At 46.6% G+C, this 26,969-nt stretch carries 11 protein-coding genes; 2 read left to right on the top strand and 9 right to left on the bottom strand.

Annotation, left to right across the window (positions count from 1 at the left end; all coding sequences use genetic code 11):
* Positions 1–32 precede the first annotated feature (32 nt).
* Positions 33–779, top strand: a complete 747-nt coding sequence (locus tag CPIN_RS13860) for a hypothetical protein (RefSeq protein WP_012790433.1) — start codon at positions 33–35, stop codon at positions 777–779.
* Positions 780–880: 101 nt separating this feature from the next.
* Here the strand turns inward: CPIN_RS13860 and CPIN_RS13855 are convergent, their stop codons facing one another.
* The 7 genes from CPIN_RS13855 to CPIN_RS13825 form a co-directional block, all read right to left on the bottom strand.
* Positions 881–1,360: an SMI1/KNR4 family protein gene (locus CPIN_RS13855; RefSeq protein ID WP_012790432.1), complete on the bottom strand. Its 480-nt coding sequence runs from the start codon at positions 1,358–1,360 to the stop codon at positions 881–883.
* Positions 1,360–7,464, bottom strand: coding sequence for a deaminase domain-containing protein (locus CPIN_RS13850; RefSeq protein ID WP_012790431.1), 6,105 nt, complete (start codon positions 7,462–7,464; stop codon positions 1,360–1,362). Before CPIN_RS13850 ends, CPIN_RS13855 begins: the two co-directional genes overlap by 1 nt.
* A gap of 20 nt (positions 7,465–7,484) precedes the next feature.
* Positions 7,485–9,275, bottom strand: coding sequence for a hypothetical protein (locus CPIN_RS13845; RefSeq protein WP_012790430.1), 1,791 nt, complete (start codon positions 9,273–9,275; stop codon positions 7,485–7,487).
* Between the two features lie 14 nt (positions 9,276–9,289).
* Positions 9,290–14,704 (bottom strand): T9SS type A sorting domain-containing protein, encoded by a 5,415-nt coding sequence (locus tag CPIN_RS13840; protein ID WP_012790429.1) that lies wholly within the window; start codon positions 14,702–14,704, stop codon positions 9,290–9,292.
* Between the two features lie 11 nt (positions 14,705–14,715).
* Entirely contained in the window at positions 14,716–16,788 is a 2,073-nt protein-coding gene (locus CPIN_RS13835) for a fibronectin type III domain-containing protein (RefSeq protein WP_012790428.1), read from the bottom strand.
* A gap of 5 nt (positions 16,789–16,793) precedes the next feature.
* The gene (locus tag CPIN_RS13830) at positions 16,794–21,176 is read right to left on the bottom strand and encodes a hypothetical protein (RefSeq protein ID WP_012790427.1); all 4,383 of its coding nucleotides are present in this window, start codon (positions 21,174–21,176) and stop codon (positions 16,794–16,796) included.
* 340 nt (positions 21,177–21,516) lie between these two features.
* Entirely contained in the window at positions 21,517–21,723 is a 207-nt protein-coding gene (locus tag CPIN_RS13825) for a hypothetical protein (RefSeq protein WP_012790426.1), read from the bottom strand.
* 92 nt (positions 21,724–21,815) lie between these two features.
* Between CPIN_RS13825 and CPIN_RS13820 the strand changes: the two genes are divergently transcribed.
* A complete protein-coding gene (locus CPIN_RS13820; RefSeq protein WP_148230568.1) occupies positions 21,816–22,223 on the top strand; it encodes a hypothetical protein in 408 nt (135 codons plus the stop codon).
* Positions 22,224–22,225: 2 nt separating this feature from the next.
* Here the strand turns inward: CPIN_RS13820 and CPIN_RS13815 are convergent, their stop codons facing one another.
* Positions 22,226–23,755: a SusD/RagB family nutrient-binding outer membrane lipoprotein gene (locus CPIN_RS13815; RefSeq protein WP_012790424.1), complete on the bottom strand. Its 1,530-nt coding sequence runs from the start codon at positions 23,753–23,755 to the stop codon at positions 22,226–22,228.
* 9 nt (positions 23,756–23,764) lie between these two features.
* On the bottom strand, positions 23,765–26,968 hold the full coding sequence (locus tag CPIN_RS13810) for a SusC/RagA family TonB-linked outer membrane protein (protein WP_012790423.1): 3,204 nt from the start codon (positions 26,966–26,968) through the stop codon (positions 23,765–23,767).
* Between the last annotated feature and the right edge of the window lies 1 nt (position 26,969).

Here is a 26,969-nt window from a genome sequence, read left to right as displayed (position 1 = left end):
GCAACTGTTAAGCGCTATATATACCTAAACCCATGAAATACGAACTATCCCCGGGCGCAACTATCTCCGAACAGGAGAAAGCCTTTCGCTCCTTTATCAGCAACGACCCTGCGCTGAGCTACTTTCTTGAAACCGGCACCCTGCGCAAGAATGCGAAGTTTGCCAAAGAAGAACTCTACAAGGACCCGGCGTTCCTGGCTTTTATTGCTCCTTATTTTGAAGACATCTATGTGAAGGCTGTATTCAGGTGTTTTGACCTGAAAGACACAAACCTGATCAGCGATATCGCGGCGAATCCCCTCCTGCTGGACGACACGCACAAGAAAATCGCGTTTGATAAGATCTTCAAACTCCTGGAAGATAAAAAGGCCAGACTGATATCTCTCTACAACAATATCCAGATGGGCTACCAGGTGGATATGATCGAATTGTCAGAACAGACAGGCGTAATGACGATCTGTATACTGAACTATCTGCCGGTTGATTTTCAGGCATTCAGAACGACATATGGCAATGAGATCGTTAAACTGGTACGTTCACTGATGACCAAAGACTTCAACAGTGCACGTAACATCATTACAGACGTACGTCAGCTGAAAGCGGATGCACAAACAACTTATGATGCAGAACAACTGTATCAGCAGATGGAAAATGCAGCACAGAAAGCAGCTGCTGTGGAGAGTGCAAGAGAAGAGAGAAGTAGTGGCGGAAATATCATCTGGGCGGTGATCGGGTTTATTATTTTTATTATTAAGATGATAATGCTGTTTGCAGATTAAGCTTTGATATGATGCATTGATGCATAGCTGAAAATGACTATAAACAGAAAGGCTCCTCAATTGATTGAGGAGCCTTTCTGTTTATACCGTAAAGCGGCCCATCACTTTTTGGCCCGCCTTTCTTTTATTGACAGGAAGCCCTGGTACCAGGGTAACATGCGGATATACGCAGAAAAATGTTCTGCCACCTTGAAGCCCGTTTTTTCATTTACCGAAGCATACTCATACACAGGAGGATCATCCCCAGCATTTAAAGGAAACCAGGCTGCAGAAGGTCCATGGAAGTCAAAGTTAAATACGAATATGTTTTCATCAATTTTCACCATGTCATCCCCTGCAGCCATTTCAATAGCGGCATCTCTCATTCCCTGATATTCGGGATACTCAAAACTATTCTCTGCAATTGTAAAAGAACTGTACTTGCCAAATATCATGACAAGCTCACGATATGCCCTGGGAAACTTAATCCCGAGCGAACGTTCCAGTTCGTCTACTTCTTCTGCGGTACAAGGATCATCGTACTCCATATATACAGCGCACTCCTGTAGAAAATCCAGGTATAAATATTCAGGCGTCTTCATTATCTCTTGTATTTTCCTTCGTAAACAGTAATCTCAATATTAAATCTTTTCTTGAAATCTCTGATAACATTCAGACATGATGGACAAACCGGACGTTCAGTATACAAAATCAGCTCCTCTATATCTTCCGCCCTTAATTCTTTTTTCTCTAGTTTCTCCAGAAGATCTTCAAAATACTTCGATTCAGAATCCTGAATACGAGGGCCCCCAACTGTAAACTGATCAAAATGCTTATTATCCTCGTTTACTTTCTTTATAGTACCCTCGATGCTCTCGCTAGTTCTGTCGGCGGTGCGGCCTCCGCTATGCGACACTTCCTGTATCGGTTTGCCATTTTTCATCCGGCGCTCAACTACCAGTACATTCGAATTCGGATGGATAGTAAATGCTTTTCTAGCTTCGTCTATTTTACCCCAGCCTTTGGCATCCAGGGCTGCATAGCGGAATACGGCGGAGTTAAGTACGGCATTCGCAAAATAATCCTTATTAAAATCTCCGTTTTTATTCATGTACTCCGTCATTTTTCTTCGGGTGGCCGCATATTCTACAAATGGTTTCACATCCTCTGCATTTTTGACACCCTCGATCGCTTCTTCAATAGCGGAATTCATTACAGTAAATAATTTCGGATCATCTGCACAACCTGTCAGTAAGGCTTCCCGGTAAGTGGCAAACTTTTTACCTTTTACTGTAACCTCTACTTCGGGCAGGGCATTTGCTATCACCTGTAAAATCCTTGCATTCTCCTGATATGCCTTTACAAAATCAGCATTTTTTGATAGCCTCAGTGCCAGTTCACTACCAATGCCAAATATACGTTTAAATTCAACTACCAATTCACTCACTGTAGTTGCTTTGACTGCTTTTAGGCCCAGTGTTACCACATCTTTATCAGATGCCGGCGGCACGGCCTGTTTGCCTACCACAACACTTGTACTATTATCTATATACCCTGCTTCATCGATATACCTGAAACTGTTATCTGCCTCAATCACACCGTTAGAGTATACCCTTACCGGACCATCATTAGCAACCACACTACGTTTTAATTTACGGCTCAGGTGCTGTGCGGTTTCAATATCACCACAGGATAATAATACCAGTTGTTTATTGGCCGGGAACAGCCCTTCATTTGCAAGGATCCAGTTGGCGAGGGAACGATGGTCCATTATCACCTCTTTACCGCCATGCATTACCTTGAAATCTCCACCGACCGCATGAACCGCCAGATAAATATTTGGATCCGCATCTTCGGCAGTATTTAACCAGGATAATACTTTGTTAATATCCTCCTCTTTACTGATTGTTACAGCCCTTCTGCTGATCTCAGCTGCATCTTCTGCCACTTCCGGTAAATGAGCCGCTGCAGATAATTCCTGTCTTATACGTTCCAGCGCCGCTTTCTCTCTTAACTGTTTTGCACTCAGTCCACTCTTACCATATTTCGTATTCAATACGGCATCCAGTTCACTTACCTTCCGTTCAATTCTAGGTATCGCCAATGCCATACTTGGCAAAGAACAAACGAAAGACGCAATCTGAAGACTCGTTCTCAGTTGTGGAGAGATCGCATCTTCATCCAGCAACTGTAAACCGATACCCGCTGTAGAGCCCAGCAGATCAAGCGCCACAATAGACTTTCTGACATAATTACCTGCCGTAAAGAGGATTTTGGCTTGTCCGATACCGATGACCATTGTGCCGACATCAAACGCCAGCCATGCCGTTTTCGCTGCTACGTCCGCGGTATTGATCTCTGACATTAAGCCAACCTGTATCGCAGGTATATTCAGAATGGTACCCTTTGCGAACGTTGAATCAACGCCGTTGATTTTGATGGTGAAGGAACCTGCTACCTGTACAGATACGATATCATTATAGTTATATGGCTTTTCATCAATGAGGATCTTATTACCTTCAGGGAAATCAATGCCGGCATTCTTAAACTGCAGCATATCTCCTTCCAGTTGCGCCACAATATCAGGATGATCGATCTGTTCCGCCTTCTCCGCTATCAGATAATTACAGTGCCCTGTGTTAGTGATCATGTTGCTATAAGTCATCATGGTCGCTATCTGCATCTTTGCAGGCATCAGGAACCTGTTGAATGGATTATAGATGTTACTGAACAAGATGCTATCCTCTATATATTTCAGCAAGGCCGTCTGATCTGCCACACCCTTAAAGCTGGTAAGGAGCTTCAGGTATACCTCGTCCTCATGTGGAAAATCAGTGGTACTGTTCTCGTATAGCTTTGTGATAATTTCCAGCGCGATGCCTCTCTTATTAACAGCTACCGTCTGCAGATGTATATAAGGCTCGTCCCTGACATGCGGGAATACTTCATAAACAGAAGCTCTTCTTGTCAACGTATCCCAGAACTTATTATCGGTCGCTATGGCAGTGACAGTGATATAATTCACAAATTCCGTGTAGAACTTCTTATAGAACCGGACTTTATCACCTGTATAGGCCGTTTTTATCTCAGCGCTATCTGCCAGTAATTTACCCCATGGATAATCTGTCGCTCTTTCCGGTCTTGAGTCAGAATAATGCGTCGTTGACAATGGCATATCAAAACTCAGCGGTACTTCCCAGTTACCGGGCTTCTCTCGTCTGCCGCCGGTTACGCTCTCTTCTACTACCACTTCCGGCTGTGTAAACCGGGTGAAGTATTCGGGATATACCTGCCGTACCTGTGCGATCTTATCCAACCAGAGATATTCAGCACCAGCACAATGATTTTTCATCATGCTTACGGTAGTCGTAGCAATACAGTATGGACACCTGTTGTTCACATCAGCAGGTAACTCCTGACTTAAAGTAATAAACGACAGCGGATCATTCATGATCGTGTTGACCGCAAATGGCCGGAATGTTTCTGCAAAGTCCACAAACTTCCTGATCGGATCTCCTGCTTTATATAAGGGAATAGTATTGCGTGTGAACTTATACATCCTCATCTTGCCATCGCACTGCAACGGATAGATAAATCCGTCAACCATGTCTTCCGCAGCTTCCTGCTGGAACGCGGTGCCCGTTGATTCGCTTTTGTACGTACCGGTATTATCATAATACAGATAACGTTGTACTGCATTGCCGGTATCTTTCAGTTCAAAACTTCTTACTGCCCCTACTGTAAGATCGGGACCGAAATTCAGCTGATCTGTGGCGGCTGATTTATAGACAGCTCCATACTGGAACTCCACCTTACCCAGCTTTTCCCATGGTACTGCCAGTACGGTTGCAGAAGGTGTCAGGAAGGAGACGGTCTTCTTATCCTTGTTCAGGAATATCTTACTGATATTTACACCAAAGTAGTTTTCACTATCCGCATCATCTTCAAATATGCCCCATACACTGCCCGGATCATGCAGGATATCCCACTGGTATTTCAACAGTCTGTATCCACCGCTATAATCCATCAGGTTATCCGTGGTCCGTTTCTCCAGTCCGATACCTTCACCGAATGTATGTTCCAGTGTATAGTCTCCATGTCCGATCTCATGTAGTACGGTACGCACGACGGCCTCTCTTGCAGCATCCTTTGTGAAGATGAAACCAAACTGGCTATTACGCGGCATTTTACCTAACAGATCTCCGTCAGCTAAAGCCACTTCATCTACAACAAACAGGTACACGGCATCATCGCTGAGTTTTGTCCTTTTCTTATACAGTTTCTTCAGTATTTTCTCTTCACCTGTAAAGTTGTTGCTCAGGAATGCGCTACCTCTGTCCTGCAATACGTTGTCATGATTGCTATCCCAGTCTTTGTTATTTTTGAAAGACTCATCCACTTCAACCGTGTAGTTAATACCCAGTTTTCCGTAGATGTGTTGCAGGCTATCCAGTAATACTTCTTTATTGACAACTGCCTCACCGATTGGTATCAGTACAACAGTCTTCTGCAATGGCGTATAACTTGCCACCAGCAGTTTACCCATACTGATATACCCGCCTTTTCCATCAGGATAAGCCGCATATACTTCCTGGGCATCACCACCAGGACCACCAGTTACTTTCACGGAGTATTTAGCATCACCCAGGTCTTTTGACTCCAGGACAATGCCTTTACCTGTCACAAATTTCAACTTGGAACTTGTGATATCAGCGCCAGCGCCCTTGAGTATCGCCACCAGTTCTTCCTGCACACCTGGTACAATTGCTTTCGCGCTTACGCGGTACTTACCATCTGCCAGGGATTCATATTTATTCTCTAATACAGATTTACCGCTATAGCTATCTTTCCATTCATCAAATGCATATGCATTATCACCCGATGCGGAGAATGTCACTGTACCTTTGCTCAGGTTCAGTGTTTTCAATGATGCCAGGACTTCTTTCGTCAGTGAAGTATCACGCTTACCAGCGGACGTTACCTTACCTCCTTTATCAATATTATACAGGTTGCCATCTGCATCTTCCAGCACCAAAGGCAGGGTCTTACCTTTGTCTTTATAGTTGATAACTTCTTCTTTACCCGTCTCACTATCTTTCAGCGTAATGGTACCTGCGTCTACATTTACTTTAATATTAGCCGGAGAGAAGATCTTCAGTTTTGTCGTGATATCAGGAACGATATCTCCTGTTTTCACCTTACCGACATCATTACCACCGCGTTGTTCATCTACTTTATCCTGGATGAATTTATCGATACCCTCGGTCACGGCGTGCATCTCTCCTCCTGTCACGACCATATCCGTATTGACAGTTACATCTTTAAACTCCATCTGCAAACCGATACCAAAGCCCAGGGTAATCACACGGCCTTTACCGGTGAATTTACCAGCACTGCCACTTACTTCTGTCAGTATCACATCGTAGTTGCCTACGCGGAAAATACTGCCCACATGTGCGCTTGCCAATGGCTCTTTATTAGCCGGTGCTGTCATCAATGCAGGATCGCCACATACGAAGGTTTTAGCGGAGTCGGTCTTCAGTGTCACAACATCACTCAATGGTCCATAGATACCTTCTATTTTCCATTGTAACCTACCTTCATAGGCACGACCCGGTTCTAAGCCATTCGCCGTAAATGCGGTATCTCCTGCTGATTCCTGCGTCTGCCAGTCAAACTCTGTACTGCCTGTTTTAGCTGCACGGTATTGCAAACGATAGGTTTCCACCTGGTAGCCTGCATCTGCCAGTGGCCAGCTGAAACGTACGCTGCGCTGTCCTGTGCTGCGCCCTCCTAATACAGGTTTCGGTATATTTCTTTGAGTAAAAGGATTATTTCCCAGGTAATTGAAAGTGCAACTCAGACTCAGCCCGTTATTGCTGAACATATCCCTGCCGCTCTTATCCCGTGCCTGCACTGTCCATACATACTGCATACTATCTCTCAGCTGCGGCTCTCCCGGACCATATACAATGGTATTCATCTCTGTCACCAGTGTATAGATCGGTTTAGCGCTTCTGACGATATAATCAGGATTGCTGCCTGCCGGTCTTACTTCATACAGGGAGAAGACATATTCTGTACCACTACCGGGTAAAGGACTAGGGGAATTACGGCTGCTCCAGTTGAATGTCAGGAACTGCGGATCCAGTTTTTCCACACGGCTGTTACAGATAGGAAGGTTCAGTAAAGGCGGATCATTTTTCCGGAAGAAGAAGACATTGGCCCCTGTGTTACTGACCTGTACCTGTGGACGACGATAGTCATATGCTGTAAATGAAATGCGGTAAGCCCCTTCCGGCAAGGAACGGGTCTTCTCGTATACTTCCCGGCTGAAACCGCCGCTATACTGGATATTTGCCGGATTGAGATAGTCCGCCAGATCGATACCACCGATGATGGTAGGAATACCCGGACTTAAAGTCAGAGGTTTGGGAATAAAGTTCGGCGACGATCGCATGATCACACTGCCATTCTGCTCTACAGTCACCTGTAGCCTGATATCATAACTGGGTACGGTCAGGTCATTCTGTACGAGTATCACACGTAATTTATCACTACCCGGCACTGCGTAATCCGGCAGATAAACACTATAAGGCGGTACGATCTGCGTACTGGCTGTGACAGGGTATTGCTGGGCATCAGCATGATAGAAGCCCGTGAGCAGCGTCAGCAGGCAAAGCAGGTATCGGAATATACGAGGCATTTTCAATGCAGGATATGTTATCAAAACGAATAGGTATAGTTAAGGGTGCTTGTCAGTTCATTGTAACCACGCTGATTGGCGGTAGCACCGCGTAGTACCCATGAAATATTAGCCCCTATGGTGTGGGATTGCTTATTGAAGAACTTTCTTTTTCCTTCACTGTCTGTAGTGGTTTCAGACTGCCTGCTCTTCGGACTGTAGTTGATATTCAGGCCGGTATTGAACAAGGTACTGTTGGTCGTCGTTTTCAGTCCTTCGCCCAAAGTACTTGTTGCCTCAGTGATATTATACACCGCAGAAACACCTGTCCGCAAGGTCTTCTCCAGGAAGAGCTTATTCACATTCACACCAGGACCGACAAAAGTAGTGCTGAGTCCTGCGGCGCTGTTCTTGTAGTAGTTCACCGATGCACTCATGGTCAGGTCCTTCGGCGGTAGCGTATAAACATAACTCAGATTAGACGTAAAAAACTTACTGAGTACAGGTCCTGTGCTATCATTACTGCTACGGTCGCTGGCGTACTGATAAGAGGCATTGAAAGTAATCGCCTGCTGTCTTTCCTTATTACCTGTATGATACATGACCATACCGTTGTAGGTATTGTTTACCTGGTAAAAGTCGAGCGTATCCAACGGATTATTGAAATAAGGATCGATCTGTGGTCTTACACGGGTATAGTTACTGAAGTTGGAGTAACCGCCATTGAGTACCCAGTGTTGTCCGGCACTGACGTTGGCATTCCCGTTCACTACCCAGCGTTTGGCCTCACTGTTCTTACTGTTATCCAGGTTATTGACCTGCATACCGGCGTTTGCGGATAAATTCACTTTACCGTTGAACAGCTTAAAGGTGGGCGCTACGGTGATGTTACGCATATCGTTCACTACATTATACGCGCCGAGCGTGACATAATCAGGTGCGACCCTTTCATAGCGGAGTTGCAGGGTATAGAAGGAGCCATTATAACCCAGTCCGGCCTGTATGGCGTCAAAGTAACGGGTATTATTCGTCGGCGAGAGAAAGTGACTGAGCAGATTGGAAGTACCCCGGCTGCTGTCAAATGCGTTCTTCTCTCCGCGCACATCCCTGTTGAGGGCAGACACTGAATATTCCAGGTCTACGAAGATGTGTTGTATGAGCGTCTGACGTACGTTAAAAGCAATAGCGACATTCTCCCTGGGAGTGATAGTCGCATCGTCAGGTATATAAGGCAATGAAGATGCATCATCCTTTGCGTGGAAGAAAGAAACGCCATAAGTATTTCCTTCATTCTCATAAGCTACTTTCAGCCCCTGCCCTTTGCGTTCGAAGGAAGCCCTGCTGTAACTTTCAGGAGACAATACATCAAAGGGCACTGCTTTCAGCAAGGTGCCATACATCGCGGAGATATGCCATTTGGGGGGTGTCAGCTCAACGCCCACACCATTGAACATATGCCCAGCCAGTGTATAATTACTGAAGTTCATACTGGTATTTCCCACGTACAGCCGCGCCCATTTATAAGAAGGTGCAAACCTGAACTGGTTGAATGGCTGCGAATAATTCTTTCCCTGGTTACTGTAACTAAAGGAAAATGGCATATCATAGCCAAACAGGTTAATATTAATGTTCCCGTTCACATACCAGGCAAACGGATCCCGCCTGCTTTCAATACCATGTGCCGCATAGGCTGTGGTACTGGTACTGAGCGATCCATTCATGGTGACGCCCTTCTTTGTACTAAAGGCGTCCAGCGCCTGCGCCTGTGCAGGACGTACATCCAGCAAGCAGGCGCCTATAGACACAATGAACAATAGATATAGGTACTTCATAGGTTAAAGGGCATTTATCGGGATATAATAAACCGGACATCCCTGCTTTCGCTTTCAGTGATGATCCTCAGGATGAATGTGCCGGAAGCGGTACCACCGACAGTAATATTATCGTCTATCTGTAAAGCTGGCGCATATTGACGTTTTGCAGAAATGATACCGTTCATATCATATACATAAGCCACGACCTGCTGTTTGCGGTTCAGCTTTACGGTGAATCTGAAATAACCGTTGTTCGGATTCGGTGACAACATGACCGTATCAATAACACTGACAGGTACAGTGTAACCCGGACCAGACAGCGGATCGTACGGACTGATGATCAGGTCTTTTCTTTCTGTATAGGTACACTCTCCGAAAGTAGCCGTCATCTCCACCCAGTAAGTGCCCGGTGCAGAGAACTTAATCAATGGCGTACCATCGTTTTCATACCCCAGTAAAGTGGCAGCAGGAGAATAGTTCCAGCGAACATGATCCGGCGCCGGCAGACTGATTTCCCTGATGATCAGGGTATCCATCGCATTCTTACGGGAAGCCACCAGGAAGTTGATATCTGGTTTGACATTCACCTTACCGATCTCAAAGTTTTGCACCACCTCACAACCATGTGCGTCCTGTACGCTCATGTTGTACTGACCAGCGTCCATTTGGGTAAATGCACCCGTTGTAAGCCAGTTGCTCTGGTTGAGCGAATATTTATATGGTAAAGTGCCACCGTCTACAGCTGCATCGATCGTACCGTCGCTCAGTCCGTCACAGATAGGAGGCGCTGTTACTTCCAGCGTCAGTTTATCCGGTTGCGTCACCTCATGTGTGAATGTGCGGAAACAACCCGCACCATCAGTCACCTTTACGGTATAAGTACCGGCAGGAATCTGTTGTAATGTACTACCTGACCCCCCCCCAGCATTCCATTCGTAGGTATAGCGACCATCGCCACCTGTTACATGCATCACGAGCTTTGCATCTGAAAGCGCATTACAGCTAACGTTGGTAATATCGGCAGTGGCGTCAATCGGTGGATACATAGCTTTGATCTCCTGTGTGATATTCACCCTGCAACCATTCAGGTCTTTGACAGACAATGCATATGTGTTGGCAGGTAATGCTTCAAATAAGGCTGCTGACTGCCAGTTACCATTATTCATCGCAAAGGCATAAGGTGTGGTACCTCCACTTGCCTGTAAATGAATCTTACCAGTAGGGTTTGCACCACATGGAAGATCTTCTTTACTGCTGACCGCCAATTTCAATGCGGCAGGTTGTTGCAGTACCACCTGGCGATTAAGCACACAACCACGGCCATCTGCTATTTTAATGTTGTAGTTGCCTGCCGGCAGATTATTATAACTATTTGTAGCAGTGTATGCACTGTTATTGACACTATAAGTATACCCGGTGTAATTACCACCGTTCCCACCGTTGGTTGCCAGGCTGATACTACCATCACTCAGACCATTACAGGAGATCTGTACACCGTTATAGGCGGAGGTAGTGACTACCGTATTCAGTGCTATGGCTGGTGCAGATATCTGTTTCACAGCAGATACCGGAGAGTAACATCCGGCAGCATCTTTTACACGGATAGTATAAGCACCATCGCCTAATTGCGTGGTATTGGTAAATGTATTATTGTAAGCACCGCCATTCCAGGCATATTCGTTGGTGAGGATACCGGTACCGCCATGCGCCTGTACCTGTATCGTTCCTTTCTGTCCATAGCATACGATGTCATTCACGGTAATATTGTCGATCACTATAGGGGCATTAACAGGTACAAGGCTCACTGTAATGGATTTACCACAGCTGTTGAGGTCTTTTACCCAGATCGTATAAGTACCTCCTACGAGGTTACTGAAAGTAGTGCTGGTCTGCCAGTGGCTATTATCAATACTGTATTGTAAGCCACCTGCGCCACCGCTACCTGCTACCGTGATACTACCGGCAGGTACGTAGGCACAAGGCACGTCCTGTTTACTTGCCAGGGTCAGGTCAATAGCCAGGGCGGATTGTGTAAACTGATAATTCCGGGAAACGATGCAACCTCTGCCGTCTTTCACATGTAATGTATGCGTACCGGCATTGATACCTTGTATCAGTGGTGTTGAAGTATACGCACCGTTGTCAATTGCATAGGTGTATCCGGTATAATTGGCGCCGTTACCGCCAGTAGCCTTGATATCGGCGAAGGCATTACTACCGCCGTTACAGGAGATATTAAATCCGTTATAATCAGATAATGTCGCTGTCAATGCCAATGGCGCAGTTGGTGTGGTGATCAGCAATGCGGTAGGGTAAGTGGTGATACAACCTTGTCCGTCGGTAACACGTAAAGCGTAATTACCCGCTGTGAGTCCGGCGCCACTGGTATAGCTGGCCGCGTTTGTCCAGTTGTCCGTACTGAGACTGAAAGCGTGTATACCATCACCACCGGCAGCATCAATGCTGATATGCCCTGTCGTACCGTAACACACCATATCAGTCACTACTGCACTATTAATCGTCAGCGCAGGATAAGTATACACGATGCTGATAGCAGTATCTTTTGTACAACCATTTGCATCTGTGATATGAATCGCATAATTACCAGCCGGTAACTGTTGCATCATTGTGCCTGCTGTTACTTCCGTACCGTTTACTTTGAGTATATAAGGAGCAGCGCCACCTGTGATGTCGGTCCTCAGTGTACCTGTAGCAGCGCCGTTACATAAGATATCGCTCTTTGTGAGCGTTACCGCGATAGCTGGCTGTAAGAGGGTGACTGTCTTCGTGATCTGACAACCTCTGGCATCTTTTACCTTGATCGTATAAGTACCGGCTACCAGGTTGTTGAAGACAGCATCGGATTGATAAGTAGCACCATTGATGCTGTACTGGTAACCAGTATAGCTACCACCATTTCCGCCCTGAGCATTGACAGTGATCTTTCCGTCACTGGCATCTTTACAGGATATATTGAATCCATGATAATCAGATACGGCCATGGTGAAGTCCAGTGCCGCAGCAGGGAGTACTATATTATAGGTATTATCGGCGTCTGTTTTACAACCATTGCCATCTTTTACCTGTAACTGATAAGTAGCTGTTGTTGTAAAAGTAGTGGCTGCGGTGAACGGCGTATAAGTCGTACCACCGTCTGTCGACCACGAATAGGTATATGCACCGGTACCGCCGCTGGCGCTCATACTGATATGCACACCATCTGCCAGACATACGGCATCTGTTACTGTGATATCTGTGATCTTCAGTTCGGTCACATCGTTGATCACTATTTCATCTGAAGTGATTGCACAGGCAGGCGCTTTCGCATCCGTGATGATAACGCGGTAAGTACCGGCAGGCAATGCTTCAATCTTCGTATCTGTTTCAAACCAGAAGCTGTTACCGGCCCAAATGTTATTCTTCAGTTGCTGCCAGGTATATTTATAGGAACCGGATCCACCGTTTACGGTTGCTTTTATCGTGCCATCTTCCGCCTCAAAGCAGGAGATCAGCGTAGATTGCAACTGTACGCTCAACGGACTACGCTGGAAGATATCTACCTGTTGGCTGATCTGGTCATTACAACCGGCGGCCTGGTTTGTTAACTGAATGGTATAGTTACCTGCAGGAAGGTTATTGAAAATTCCGTTGGCATTGGTACGTGTACCGATAGCAGCGCCACTCAATGTGAATGTATAAACACCACTTCCACCAGTAGCGGAAAATTCCAGTCTGCCATCACTACCGCCATTACAACTTACAGAATCACGTGCGTTCATCTGTAATGTCAATGGAGCGGGTGTAATCAAAGTAGTATCCCCATTCCATGGAGGACAACCCGCTATATCATCATTAAAGAGTTGTACGATATAGTCGCCACCTGTTAGTCCGGAGAAGGTATAAGTACTCTCCGTCACGGAACCGGATTGTTGTTGTATTTCGCCGTTCTTATACAGATCGTATCTGAATTTCGATACGCCTGTTGCATTAGCGGTGAGGGTAATGCTACCATTACCTGGCACATTACAGGTTGGTTCGGCAATAAAGATATCACCGGTCACCTGCTTCGGTTGTGTCAGTTCAATATCGGCGCTTGTCTTGATCTCACCACATTTATTATTTCTGACCCGCAGGCGGTAAAAACCTGACGGCAGGTTATTCCATGTCATCGTCGCGCCGTTACCCGGCTGTTCGGGGATATAAACCGTATTATCACTATGCAGTAATGTAAACAGGTACTGGCCCGCAGGATCTCCTCCAGTGGCGATTGCCGTCAGCTGACCATTATTCGCATTATAACAACTGATATTCTTGTGTGCTGACACATCTTCTGTCAATGTCACGACTGGAAAAGAACTTACGGTAAAAGGGTAACTGGAAAAGCAACTTCTTGCTTCCTGTCCGGGGTTGACAAACCACAGTGTATAGTTACCTTCTGTCAGTTTATCGTAGTAGATTTCTGTGGCCAGCGGGACAGTGCCATCACTCTGAGCGATACCATTACCACAGTTGGAGTTCGTTCCGGGGAAACATGGATCTGTTACAGTACCGGGTCTGAGTATCCAGCGCATAGTAGAGTTAGGGCCGCTCAAAGCGCCCGCAGGTACTCTAACGCTACCATTTGATTCGCCCAGGCAGGTCATTACTTTCTGCACCATGGAGCTATTCACGATCGGCGGAGGTGATAATATCTCAACATAGCTAGCCGGCGTTGCCGACCAGGGAGAGTATTGTGGTCTGCCGCTGTATACCGCTTTGGCGCGACAGCGGAAGCGTACATACTTTGAACCTTCAGATAATTCCGGGATCTTTTGTCTTACGTTGAAGCCCATGCTATAAGACACACCATACACACTCGTTGAATCGAGATTTTTCCAGTTGTCTGTTCCGGTATTCAGGATATTGTATTGATACACGACAGAACAGGTCACTATATTATCATTAAACAGATATCCGTTATAGTCGGATATAAGCGATAAAAAGCCATTTCCACACACTGTACTCACATAAGTAGAAACAGTGTTGGGCGCCACCATTGCATACAACCATCTGGCTGTCATTGTGCCGCTACCATAATTATAGTTAGTATACGGTCCTACAAAAGGCAGATCTTCTCTTTGATTTCCTTCAAAGGCAAATGGATAAATGACATTGGTATATATACCGGGGCCAGATCCATTGGGAAAATTAAGCTGATAGGGGCCTGCTACTTTGATGGCTGCAGCGGCTACCAGTCCGGGACCAAGTGGCGTTCCTCCCAGACCCTGGTCCGTTGTATACCCTGTGTACTTCACAGTGGTATTATTCGGCGGAGGAGAACCCTGAATCTGGGCAAACAACCAGCTGGAGGTGGACATTGTCTGTTGCTGCGCAGCCAACGGCTGCACCTTTCCTGCTATTAAGATGGTTGTACAGAACAACCAGGTAAGTATTTTGCTAATTTTCATCAGCTGTAGATTTAGAATTTAATTTCTACCACTCTGCTCATCTCTGCTTTCACATCTCCTTTCATCACAGCGGTAATTTTATATTTATAAACATTGCCTAAAAACACTTCATTATCTGTCCATTGCTGGATGCCGGCATCGGTAGTGGTATACAGGATAAAGGGGTTGTCGTTCTTGGCACGATAGATACGGTATTGTTTCACTTCCGGCTGGTTATACTGCCAACTCAGTTCAATGTGTTTCTTTTCTGTATTGACAATGCCTTTGAAGTTCTTTACAGCGTTCCGTTTTCCGGTTTCAAACCAGATATCGCCACTGATTTCTTTTGCGTGATTACCGGCGTCATCATACACCATCAGTTCGTAGTAATAGGTATTTCCTGCTGTTAATGCGGTGTCTACATAACGTTCACGCTTAGCAGCGGTATCCCATACAGCGGCTTCCCTGCGGGTGCTGTCTTTGGTATTGATACTGTACAGTGCATATTTCACTACGTCCTTACTGGAACTGTTGATCCATTCCAGTACAATTGCATGCAGACTGTCAGAGCGGTATGCTTTGGTGATCAGCGGACGGGAAGGTGCAATCGTGTCTGGTCTTCTCAGCATGATGTAAGGAGAATATTCAGAGGGATTGTAGTTCTTATCGACTGCAATCACTTTATAAAACACATGTGCCGTCAGCGTGTGTAAAGTCACGGTATCGGCAAACAGTGGACGTGCTAATATCTCACGAGTTACTTCCACAAATTCTTCTTTATTGCTGTTCGCCCGGAATACACGATAACCGCGTAAGTCTATTTCTGTATTGGCCGTCCATTGCAGGGAAACAATACCCACGGAGTCAATCTTACCGGCTAATCCCACAGGCACTGCCGGAGGCGTACTGTCTATCAGTTGCGCAAAGTAAGGGAAGGAATAAATGGCCTTACCACTCTTTGTAATACCCTTGATACGATAGTAATTGGATGTTAAAGGCTTGTCATCCGTAAAGGTGAGGGCGTTTCCTTTCAGTGTACCTACCGGTGTAAAAGGACCACGGCTATTATCGGCACGGGTGATGATCAGTTGCGACAACTGCTGGGATAACTTGCCTGGCAGGGTCCATTGCAGCGTGATCTTTTTATTATCTGCAACAATGATCGTGTCCATTACAGGACGGTCAGCTACAGCCGGTACCCCCATTCCTTCGACGGTCTGAGAGTAAGGACCATATTCGCCAAAAGGCGAGATCCCTTTTATGCGGTAGGTATACCTGTTATCGTTGTCAGGGAGTGAATCCTGGTAATAGGAGAAACCATTCTTATCCGGTGCTGTCGGTATCACCGGCAGTGCAGATACAGGTTTGAAGTTCTTGCCATCTACTGCTCTTTCTATCACATAGGCAGAATACATGCTGCAGGAGTAAGTGGTCACCCATCCCAGTGTAGCGGTGCTGTCTGCACATACAATGGCCAGTTCCTGTGGTTTTGCCAGCAGGAATGTTTCTTCCAGGGAAGTCACGATATAGGCGGTGTCGATGGTCAGATTCTGGGGCTGACGTGCAGGTGCAATACGATAGGCGTAACGCTCTCCTTTTTTCACGTCCGTATCTTCCAGGTACAAGGCGGCACTCTGTGCTGCAGTCACAGACAGGTCTGCATTCAACAGGGCCATGCCCATGCGCCAGTCATTAATATTCTGGTTTTCCAGGAAAGAGCCGATACCTTCTTCCGGCGTTACTTTCTTTGCTCCTTCGCCGTAGATCAGTTCTGCCATGATGGCGATCCGATCATCTTTTTCGGCCAGTGCTTCCATGCGTTCCAGCAGATAGGGCTTTAAAGGCTGGCGTGTCAGCATCACGGGTTTAGGGTGACTGACAAGAACGCCGTTCTCGGAAATAGTAAAACGTTCAACGGTATAACCATATTTATTACCGATCTCCCAGGCAATATAGCTGGAAGGAGACCAGCGTAAACGGATCATTCCTTCTTTGGGGGCAGCCAGACCAGCGATCTTATGCACATTTTCCTGTGCATAGGACCGGTCTATACCGCAGCAGAACAACATCACGGAACACAAAAGGGTCAATAGGATACGGTGCATTCGACTTATAATTTATAATAGATACTCTTGGTTATTGTTGATGATATCTGGTTGAGACCCGGTAAGCGATATTGTATCTCTACCGGATAATAAATGTTGCCATCGAGTTCCGGGAACATGGTGTTCAGTAGGGTAGTCACCTTCGCTGATCCCTTTCCTTTCACAAAGAGACGACTCGCTTTACCAATCAGGTCAATGAAATCTTCATGTGCGGTAAAAGGCACGAAGTACATGAACCGGCAGGCCCCTGGCTTCAATGGCGCCACGCCGTCTGTGATGTGGTTACTTTCCAACTGGTGATAGACATCATTGTTATTATACATCTGCACCGCTTCCAGTGGAGGGACACCGCCTGTCGTAGCAGGATCACGGGACACTGTCATAGATGGATCAAAAGGATAGCCGTTATACAGGAGTGGCAGGATCTTGTTCTGCAACCAGGAGTTGTTGGTACTTGCCCTGAGATACAGCAATGGTTTGGTATTCATAGCCCCATCCCCTTGTATATCAAATCTGTCAAACTGTTCGTCTGTATTGAATCGCGTACCGATCACAGTTACCCATCCGGTAGCTACATCCCAGACGTCCTGTTGACTGGTCACCGCGCTCATCTTCTCACTGAAGGTGTTGTATTTGCTCGTACGGAAACTGTAGGCGATCACTTCTTTATCTGCCTCAGAATTGGCGTTGCCTTTCAGGGCCGTCTGGGTGATTGTGGTACTGTCCCCCAGATCGCTTACCGTGAGATTTTCTTTCTTTGTTACGTTGTTGGCAGCGGTTTCACCGTCCAGTGAGGATCTCACAATATTATAGGTATAGACCATTTCTCTGGACATACCGTCCGGAATGTCGAAATTCACCTGCGCTGTTGATTCATCATAGGAGACATTGGCACTGATCGCCTGTTTCTGGCCGGAAGTAAACTTCGCTGCTATGCTATAGTTCTTACCCTGGTCATCTGTCTTTCTGAACAGTTTCGGCTGACCATATTTCAATTTAATGTACCCTTTTTTATACTCCCCAGGCAGGAAGTTATACTGATTCCTTACCGGATAAGTGTAAACTACGTTATCCCAACCGATAGTTGTTGGTTCTTCACCGGTGGTGAAGGTGGATGATTTCACTTCGTAGTCAATATTCTTACCATCGCTTTTCAATGCGTCCCATGCTGCTCCATTCTGTTTTTCAAAATGCACTTTTGCGGAAGCCGTCAGCGTACTGAGTCCGGGGAGGATATCGCGCTGTTGCAGATAAGCGGACATACCATCCGGGTTAACGATCAGTTGTCCGGTGATAGGCGTTTTATCTTTCATCAGTTTTACTTCATCCAGTTGCGCACGATAGGTAGCCACCTGATCATATTCATTCATCATAGAGAATGGACGCTGGATAGCGATATTAAATGCTACCTGCGGAGAAGAGAATACACTTACTTCTGTACCCTGGTCATCCGGTTTGATTTCGCTGATCACTTCTACATTGATTTCTTTTGCGCCTACGATATCACACTCGGAGCCGAGTTCTACTTTGATATTGGCTTTTCCTTTCACCATGCCGCCCAGTACGGAGTATTTCACGCCCACCATACCTCTGAACCAGGAAGGGTTTGGTCCTTTAGCCTGTAAGAGTACGGCGGCAGTTAATTTTGCGATAGAGAATCCTTTCTTCTTACCGAATACTTTCACACGGATACCTACATCCCCTTTCAGATAAGCGTATGCCTGTCCGGCAGCATACCATCCGTTAAAACCGATCACACTGTTACTTCCTTTACATTTTGCCTCACCATAGTTGCGCAACAGGATATCAGCACCAGCACCAACTGCGAACTCGCCGTAGACGCCATAATCAAAGGCAAACCCTGTTTTGAAGTGTGCACCGAAACCAAAACCTTTACCGGTACTCATGGTATTCTCCATGGCCATGAAATTGGTATTGATATCATCAAACACCTCATTCACTTCGGAAGGCAGCGGTGGCATATCTTCTACCCTGGAACCCATCATGAAGTAACTTCTTACTTCTGCGAGTCCGGCGATAGAAAGACCAAACATCTGTGAAGGACGTCCTATATAGAAGTACCAGTCATCGGGACCGACATGCAATGCGGCTTCCCCTACCAGTCCTCTTTCATTCACACCTTTGAGCACCCCCATAATGTTGATATAGGTTTTCATGTTGGCATCGAAAGTGCTGTTCACGTTGTCGTAGCGCATTTTGAACTGTACCCACGCCGGTGCGGAATCATCTTCTTTTGCTTCGTTCTTGCTTTTTGCTTTCAGCGCTTCGTGCATCACATAACCTGCACCATCAAACTGTGCGTACCGGAAGCCGCCGTTGGAGCCAAACTGTACTTCCAGGGCCACGTTCACATTGACCACCATTTCTGTAGCCAGTGCCAGTGATACACCGCCCATAAAACCCAGACCAGCGTCTTTTGATGGGACATACTGGAAGATCTCGCTGACGTCTTTCATGCCCCCTTTCTTGTCGATCGCATTCCTTGAGTCGTATGGATCGAAGTTAGAAGGGCGTTCCATATGATAAGACATACCACCCATCATCCCTGTGATCTGCAAGACCGGTGGTACAGGAATGCTGACACCTATATAGGCATCCACATGCCAGTAACGGTAGTCGTCTTTCGAGCCGAAGTAAGCAGTTGCTTTTGCCTTTGGAATCGGACCCGGTATGGAGAAATCAAGCATACCTCTGAAACCGTTACCGTATACCGGGTGCTGATCAAACAGCGTGATGATACCGTGCATCTGGAAGGCCATTACTTTCACAGTCAGATCGATATCGCTGACGGTGACCTTGTCCAGTTTCCAGTGGGTGGCTATTTTTTCAATCGCCACGTTATTCACCATAACGGTTGACTTCTCCTCTTCCTGAGCAGCTGTGACAACAAATCCGGCGCTGCCGCTGAAGCCTTTGTCACCGGAGTTCATGAAGTTCAGTTTCACCGTAGCGCCTACGGCAACCTTTCCTTCTGAAATCCCCAGACTGAGGTCATCAAACCCGATCGGGAAACCGCTCATTTTGGAACCGCCATCCGTAGCGATATCAAATGTACCGCTGTGTACATAAGGTTTTTGTGTGGATAGTGTCAGGTCTTCGAAGGAGATCCCTTTTACATTGAGGACGCTTTTATTGAGGTCTACTTTACCCGTCAGCGTTGCTTTAGGAATAAAGTCTTTATCTGTTTTGGTTACCTCGATGCGGCAGTCTTTATTTAAAGTGATATTACCGGCAAAGAAGGAATATGTTTTATCAGCGGTGGTCTGTAAGGCGAAGGAATAATAAGTGTCACCGCCACGCATACTGACGGTAGCATCATAGTCAAGCGGATCGTCTCCCAGGAAACCGATTTTTAGTTGTCCGCCGAGAGAACCCCCATTCAGTTTATTCTTACTGAAACTCAATCCTACTTTTTCAATCGACAGTGGCCATCCACCAGCGCTGGCATCTCCCAGTTTCACAATATTCTCTGCTTTGATGGAACCGCTCACCCCCTGATCGTCAATAATAAAGTTGGTTACATTTACTTTTGGCCTACCCTGTTTTGATGCCATCTGTTGCGGTAATCCCACTTCCAGTTCCTGTAAGTAGAAACCTCTCCACAACAGCGGACTGGAAGGATCTTCCAGCATATCTGCCGTAACGTTCAAGCCACCCGGATTCGCCACATCGCTCATATCTATTACGGCGTGTTTCACCTTAAAGCTGAAGTCATTCAGACCGCTGATCCGGAAGGCAGGAATATCAATATCAGCCATGATATTGCTGAGATCTTTGGCATTGACATTCAGGGCTGCTTTTACCTTGTCTTCATTCGGATTATCGGGCTGTAACCAGCCTTTATCGAATTCGAACATACCGGCGAGATTAGCTGACTTAAAACCGTTACAGTCCCATTCCACGAAATTACTGCCATTGCCGGGGAAGGTGAGTTCAACGTGTTCGTTGATATGCACTTCCTGGTCATTGAGCAACATGAGTTTTGTGGATGTGCCGGCGCCGATACCTCCGGGAGTAAAAGCAATATTCTTTCCTCCGAAGATCAGTTCGCGGTTCGTACCGGGGAAGGTAAAACGGAAATAAGCGCTTAAAAAAGCTCCTTGCGGCGTCATACGTACGCTGTCGATGGCAATGACATAGACTTTACCGTTGATCTCCCGGACAAGGCCAACTGGCAGGGTACCGAGGGATTCATTGGTCAGGAAGCTGATAAACTTGTTTTTTTCCTTGATCTTATTAAACACGCCAATCGCATAATCTTCTATTCCGGGTTTTGCGGTGTCCGCCGCGGGGAAAGAAGTTTTCGCATCTGCTGCAGTACTAACGACAGGCTTTAATAAGAACAGTAATAAACAAAACACTGCCATTCGCAGTGAGGTTACAGGGTTGTGGTTCATAGGTTCGGTCAACAGGATAGGGTCCTTGATGTTAAATATTATACAAATTTAACAAAATATCACTTATTATTCATTTTTGAAATATATTTTTCTTAACACGCTGTAATTCAGTCTTGAAGCAGAAAGTAAGTGGCACAGACAGGCGGTTGAGGTAGCTATAGTACGGGCTGACGCATCTGGGAAGTGAAGATAAAAGCGAGTATGATGCCGGCCCGAGGTGGAGTTGATACGGGGTATAGATGATATAACAGAGACCTTTTACCGGAGTGAACAATCCAATTGTCAGGCCCGGTAAAAGGTCTGCTGGTAGTTATTCCATGGTTGATTCATGGATCATATGATTGATCTTTTTCTGTGTTTTGCGGAGATGGCGGTTGGCTACACGACGGGCATCATCTGCAGTGGATTCTGCCCCGTCCAGCAGACGTTGCATACCATTTCTGCTACGTGTAAGATAAAGGATAACTCCTGCTGCTGCTACGCCGACAATGGAAGCGGCTATCAATGCTTTTTTCATGGCTAAAATTTTTTGGTCCGCAGTGGTTAATACAAGAGTTATACCAATTGATGCCAGATTTTATATTTTTGCCGGCACAATCGAAATCAAATATGCCCGAAACCACAACCACACCTGTCTACAGCATTCCGTTAAAATACCGGAAAATGGAAAATCTGCATATCGTTTTCTGGTTGCTGAAAGATATAGGCTGGTGCCTGATCTGGAAGCCACTGGGCATTGCTATGATATTTCCTACGCTGATCATTGCGCTTGTCATTGCCTACCGTACACGGCAATTTATGTCCGAACTGTGCCATAACCTTGCGATTGCGGTATGGATTACGGCAAACTCCTATTGGATGGTCAGTGAGTTCCTGCACTTCGATGCGGAGATTGTTACGGGGACCATTACCTACAAACATCTGGCGTTGATTCCTTTCCTGACCGGTGTGCTGATACTGACATATTATTATTGCTGGTATAAACCAAAGCATCCGGAGGAACTGGAAACCATGTAATCTCAGCGGTCCCACCACATACGGTATAACCAGTCATCCGTCCCTCCCATTCTGTCCAGGGCTTCCTGGTAATGGATGGTATTGCTGAATGCTTCTGTGGCCGGATAGAATAATCTGCGCGGCAACACACCGTTTGTCTGAGACTCACTGCCTTTATCAGTGATCGGCGCCAGCACGGGATAACCGCTGCGGCGCTGATTGGCATATGCTTCAAAGCCATTGGGAAACAAAGCGACCCATTTCTGCATATTGATCTGCTCTATTTCCTTTCCCGGCGTCAGGACGTGTGCGTTGACAAAGGCATTAATATTTTCCTCCGGGATATAACTGATCTCCGGATATAATTTCAACTGATCGATAGCAGCCCTTATTCCCTGCTGATACCAGCGATTCGCCGTTTCCGGTATCCATCCTCTCACTGCTGCTTCAGCCAACAGGAAGCAGACCTCTGCATAGCCCATGTGCAGAAAAGGTGTGTGTAACTGATAAAAAGGCTGGTTGATGAAACAATACTTATTCGCAGCAGGAATAATGACACCCTCCGGACTCACATACCGCAATTCATCATCCCAGTAGTACATACCCGGTGCGATAGACAGGTAATGGGTGATGCTGGTGATGTCATTTCCATCTGCGTCCTGGTTTGTAAAGAATGTGGGGAGTCGCGGATCATTTTCTGTCTTCAGGTAATTCACAAAAGTGCTGCAGCCTTTTGCCCATTGATAGACCTTGTCTTCCTGTAATGCCTGTGCATAACTGTTGCCTCTCAGATCGGGATAGGCGTAGTCATCGTGCAGCATACGAAAGTTGTCCATTTCGTCTGTCATCAGTCCTGCTGCATAGGCGGTCTGCACTTGTATCTTCGCCATTGCAGCATTGGCTTTGGTCAGCCGCATGGCTAAGCGCAAACGTAAAGATGCTGCCAGGCGTTTCCATTTGATGATATCACCACCGTAGAGAATATCATTGTAGATCGGTTCCTGAGACAGATCAAACTGCGCAGCTGCCTCGGTTAATTCTTTGAAGAAGTCAGCATAGATATCTGCCTGCCGGTCATACGCCGGTGTATAGTTTTTTCCATACCAGGCCATACCGGCTTCTGAGTAAGGAATATCGCCATAGGTATCTGTGAGCAATGAAAACACATAGACTTTCAGTATACGCGCAGCAGCGCAATAGTTGACTACTTCAGGATTGTCTTTATGACGCGCCAGCAGATCCGCCAGTTGTTTGATACTTTTCCCATAGAGGTTTTCCCACATACAGTTGTTATAAAACTCATTCAGGATATACTTCCCGCCTGCACTCATACCGGGGGCGCCACTGAGGTACTGTACCATGGGTTGAAACAGGTAAAGATTCGGATACCCCATCTCTCTGCCACCATCCATAAAGTAAGCAGCAGCAGTCAGCTGATCTCCCGGCGGAATACTGTCTGATTTACGCGGATCGGTATTGATCCTGTCAAAACCTGCTGTGCAGGATGACAGTAATATTATGAGCAGATATATATTCCATCCGTACTGTTTCATCCGCATTGCTTAAAATTTGACATACAGTTTGATACCGTAAGATCTTCTCATCGGCAGGGAACCATATTCCAGGCCCTGCGCCGTGGTATTGTTATAACTTGATTCAGGATCAATATTAGGTACCGCCTTATACAGGGTCGCCAGGTTACGACCTGTCAGTGATACAGTTGCTTCTTTGAACCGGGTGGAAAAACGAGGCAGCTGATAATCGAGATGCAGCTCCCGTAATTTTATAAAAGAGGCGTCATAGACAAAAGCTTCAGGAATATTGTCAGACACCCGTGTCCAGTAGGTCTGCGGATTAACGTACGCCTGTACTTCATTCCCTGTGCCTGCCTGTACACCGCTGACCAGCAATCCCCCCGTAGGCGTCCATTCTTCCGGTCTTTTACCTGCGCTGACACGTTCCTCTTCGGAGCGGGTCCATGCATCTCTGCCTGCCAGCGTGCCTTTTTGTTTACCGTTGCCGTAGGCAAGGAGATTGGTTATAGAGTAGATATTGCCACCATACCGGATGTCCAATAGTATCGTCAGACTAAGCCGCTTGTAAGTCACTTTATTGGTAATACTGCCCGTCCAGTCATACTGGTTATTTCCCAGGTAGCCATCTGTGGTAGTATACTTCGGCAGGTTATTCGCGTCGAGTACCATCCTGCCCTGTACATCCCGCAGAAATTGTTTCCCGCTGATCATCCCGTAAGCCTCCCCTTTTTTTGCGACGATAGAGGCATTACCCCAGCGTCCGACAGCCATGGTATAATAGGGTGAAACCAGCGTATTCAGGGAGCGTATACGATTACAATTGCGGGAAAAAATAAAACGGGTATCCCAATGTAACTGCTGACGGGTTAAGGGCACGAGGGTGAGTCCCAGTTCTATTCCCTGGTTACGGATATTGCCGGAATTGATCACCGCACTCGTATAGCCACTGGATGAAGACACAGGAGCATTCAATACCTGATCGAGGGTATTGGTATGGTACCAGGTGGCATCCAGACTGACACGATCATTAAAAAAGGCGAGATCCAGGCCCGCTTCATATCCTTTGCTGATACCGGGACGCAGGTCGGCAAAAGGCACATTATCCACGGCTACTCCACCAATCGAATAGCCTTTTATACTGGGGATATCCGGATTATAGGCATAGCTTAAACGCAGCAGGTAAGGCTGTGCGGCATCTGTACCTGTTTGCGCAACAGAGACACGCAGTTTACCGGAAGACAGGATACGTTTGTCTTTCAGCAGTTCACTGAACTGAAATGCGGCGGAAGCAGAAGGGTAAAAATAAGCATTGTGATCAGCAGGTAATGTAGACGACCAGTCATTACGGCCTGTCAGCGAGAGATGCAGCAGTCGTCCGTAATCTTTATCCAGGGAAGCATATATGGAATTAATCCGTTTTCTGAGGATCATTTCATTGCGCATACGTGTACTGAAATTTTCAATACCCCTGTTTCCCCTGATGTTCATTTCCCTGCCGGTGGTATTACGCACCCGTTCCTGGTAGTCCATACGCGTGGCGCCGGTGTTCAGTGTAATTCCCCAGCGGTTTAACTGGCGGCTGTAAGTAAGCAGGAGATCTGTATTACTCTCCCATAGTCTTCTGTCTTTAAGCGAGATAGCGCCTAAGGGATTGACCGGTGTGGAGTAATTCATCAGCTCATAGAAAGAAAAATCGGAGTAGTCCATACCAGAACGAACGTGTACCGCCAGATCCGGGGATATCTTATACTTCAATTGCAGGAAACCATTGAGCCGGTTCTGTACACTGGCATTGGGCTGTTCATAGACAGCCCAGTAAGGATTGACCTGGTAGGTGTTGTTATTCCAGTTGATATAATTACCGGTGACGCGATCTTTATAATGCTTCAGCCAGTTCAGATCAATATTGGGCGCTACACCCGTTAATACATAACCGACATTGTTAGGATTATCGGAGAGTGCCGGGCGGTTCTGCACCTGTTCGTTCAGCCAGGCCAGCCGCGTATCCAGTTCGAAGCGACGTCCCAGAACGGTTGTCACCCTGGCAGAAAGATTATGCCTTTGCAAACCGCTTTGTGGCAGGATATCGTGCGTACCTGTATTAGTGTAGGAGAAACGCAGCTGTGTATGTTCATTCCCTGTTGCAGCGGCCAGGGTATTGATGCGTGTAAAGCCTTCACGGAAGAAGTCAGCAATGGAATGACGCGCCTTTACGTAAGGCGCCTGTTGTCCGTTCCATAACCACACCAGGCTATCCGGGTGCAGTTTTGGTCCCCAGCTGTACTGGGATACCCATCTGGCTTCTGCAGCGCTGACAGGGAGTACGCCATCGCGTCCGCTGCCATAGCTATCCTGGAAATCGTATTGATTGTTGGTCTGCTCCAGCTGTATATTCGACGTAAAGGCCATTTCCAGCCCTTTACGAACACCTTTCCGGGTTGTAACAAGAATTACTCCGTTTAAAGCCCTTGTTCCGTATAAAGCAGCGGAAGCCCCTCCTTTAAGCACGGAGATCGTCTCGACATCATCAGGGTTAATAATGGCCGTTCCGTCACCCAGGTCATAACCGCCATACCTTTCTGCCTGTCCGGGAGAGGAATTATTGACGGGGATACCATCCATGACCAGCAAGGGTTGGTTATTACCGCCTAATAAACGCATACCTCTGAGGGTCAGTTTGGTCGATCCTCCCATACCGCTGTTTACCGCACTCACTTCCAGTCCGGCTACCTTTCCACTCAGGGTATTCATGGGGTGTATATCCCGGGCAGCCGTCATTTCTTCTCCTTTTATTTCAGCATAGGCATAACCCAGTGTGTACTTGGGCCGGTTGATACCCAAGGCTGTTACTACCACGGTATTCATCTGCATGATACGGGCAGGTTGCAAGGTATCGGCTGTCAGGGAAGTTTGTTTTTTAAAGCGGATGATAATCTGGTGACCGATGGTCCTGATATCATATTTTGCGGGAGGAAAGATACGTTCGAGGATTGTCTGTACGGTGATATCGCGTTCATTGATAGTAACGGATGTACGACCTTCTAATATTTCGTTGGGATAAGCAAAGGAGTTACCTGTTTGCTGGCTGATCCACTTCATGAAGGTAATGACCGGCATGTTCTTCACCCGTACATCCAGGCGTTGCTGGAGCAGTGCTGACTGTTGTGCCGTTCCTGTGAGGAATACACATATTGAACAGGTGATCAAACCTAAGATGGCCAGGATCCTCATG

This window comes from Chitinophaga pinensis DSM 2588, from assembly GCF_000024005.1.
In the GTDB taxonomy this organism is placed as follows: Bacteria; Bacteroidota; Bacteroidia; order Chitinophagales; family Chitinophagaceae; genus Chitinophaga; species Chitinophaga pinensis.
This window is presented reverse-complemented; position numbering and strand designations above follow the sequence as displayed.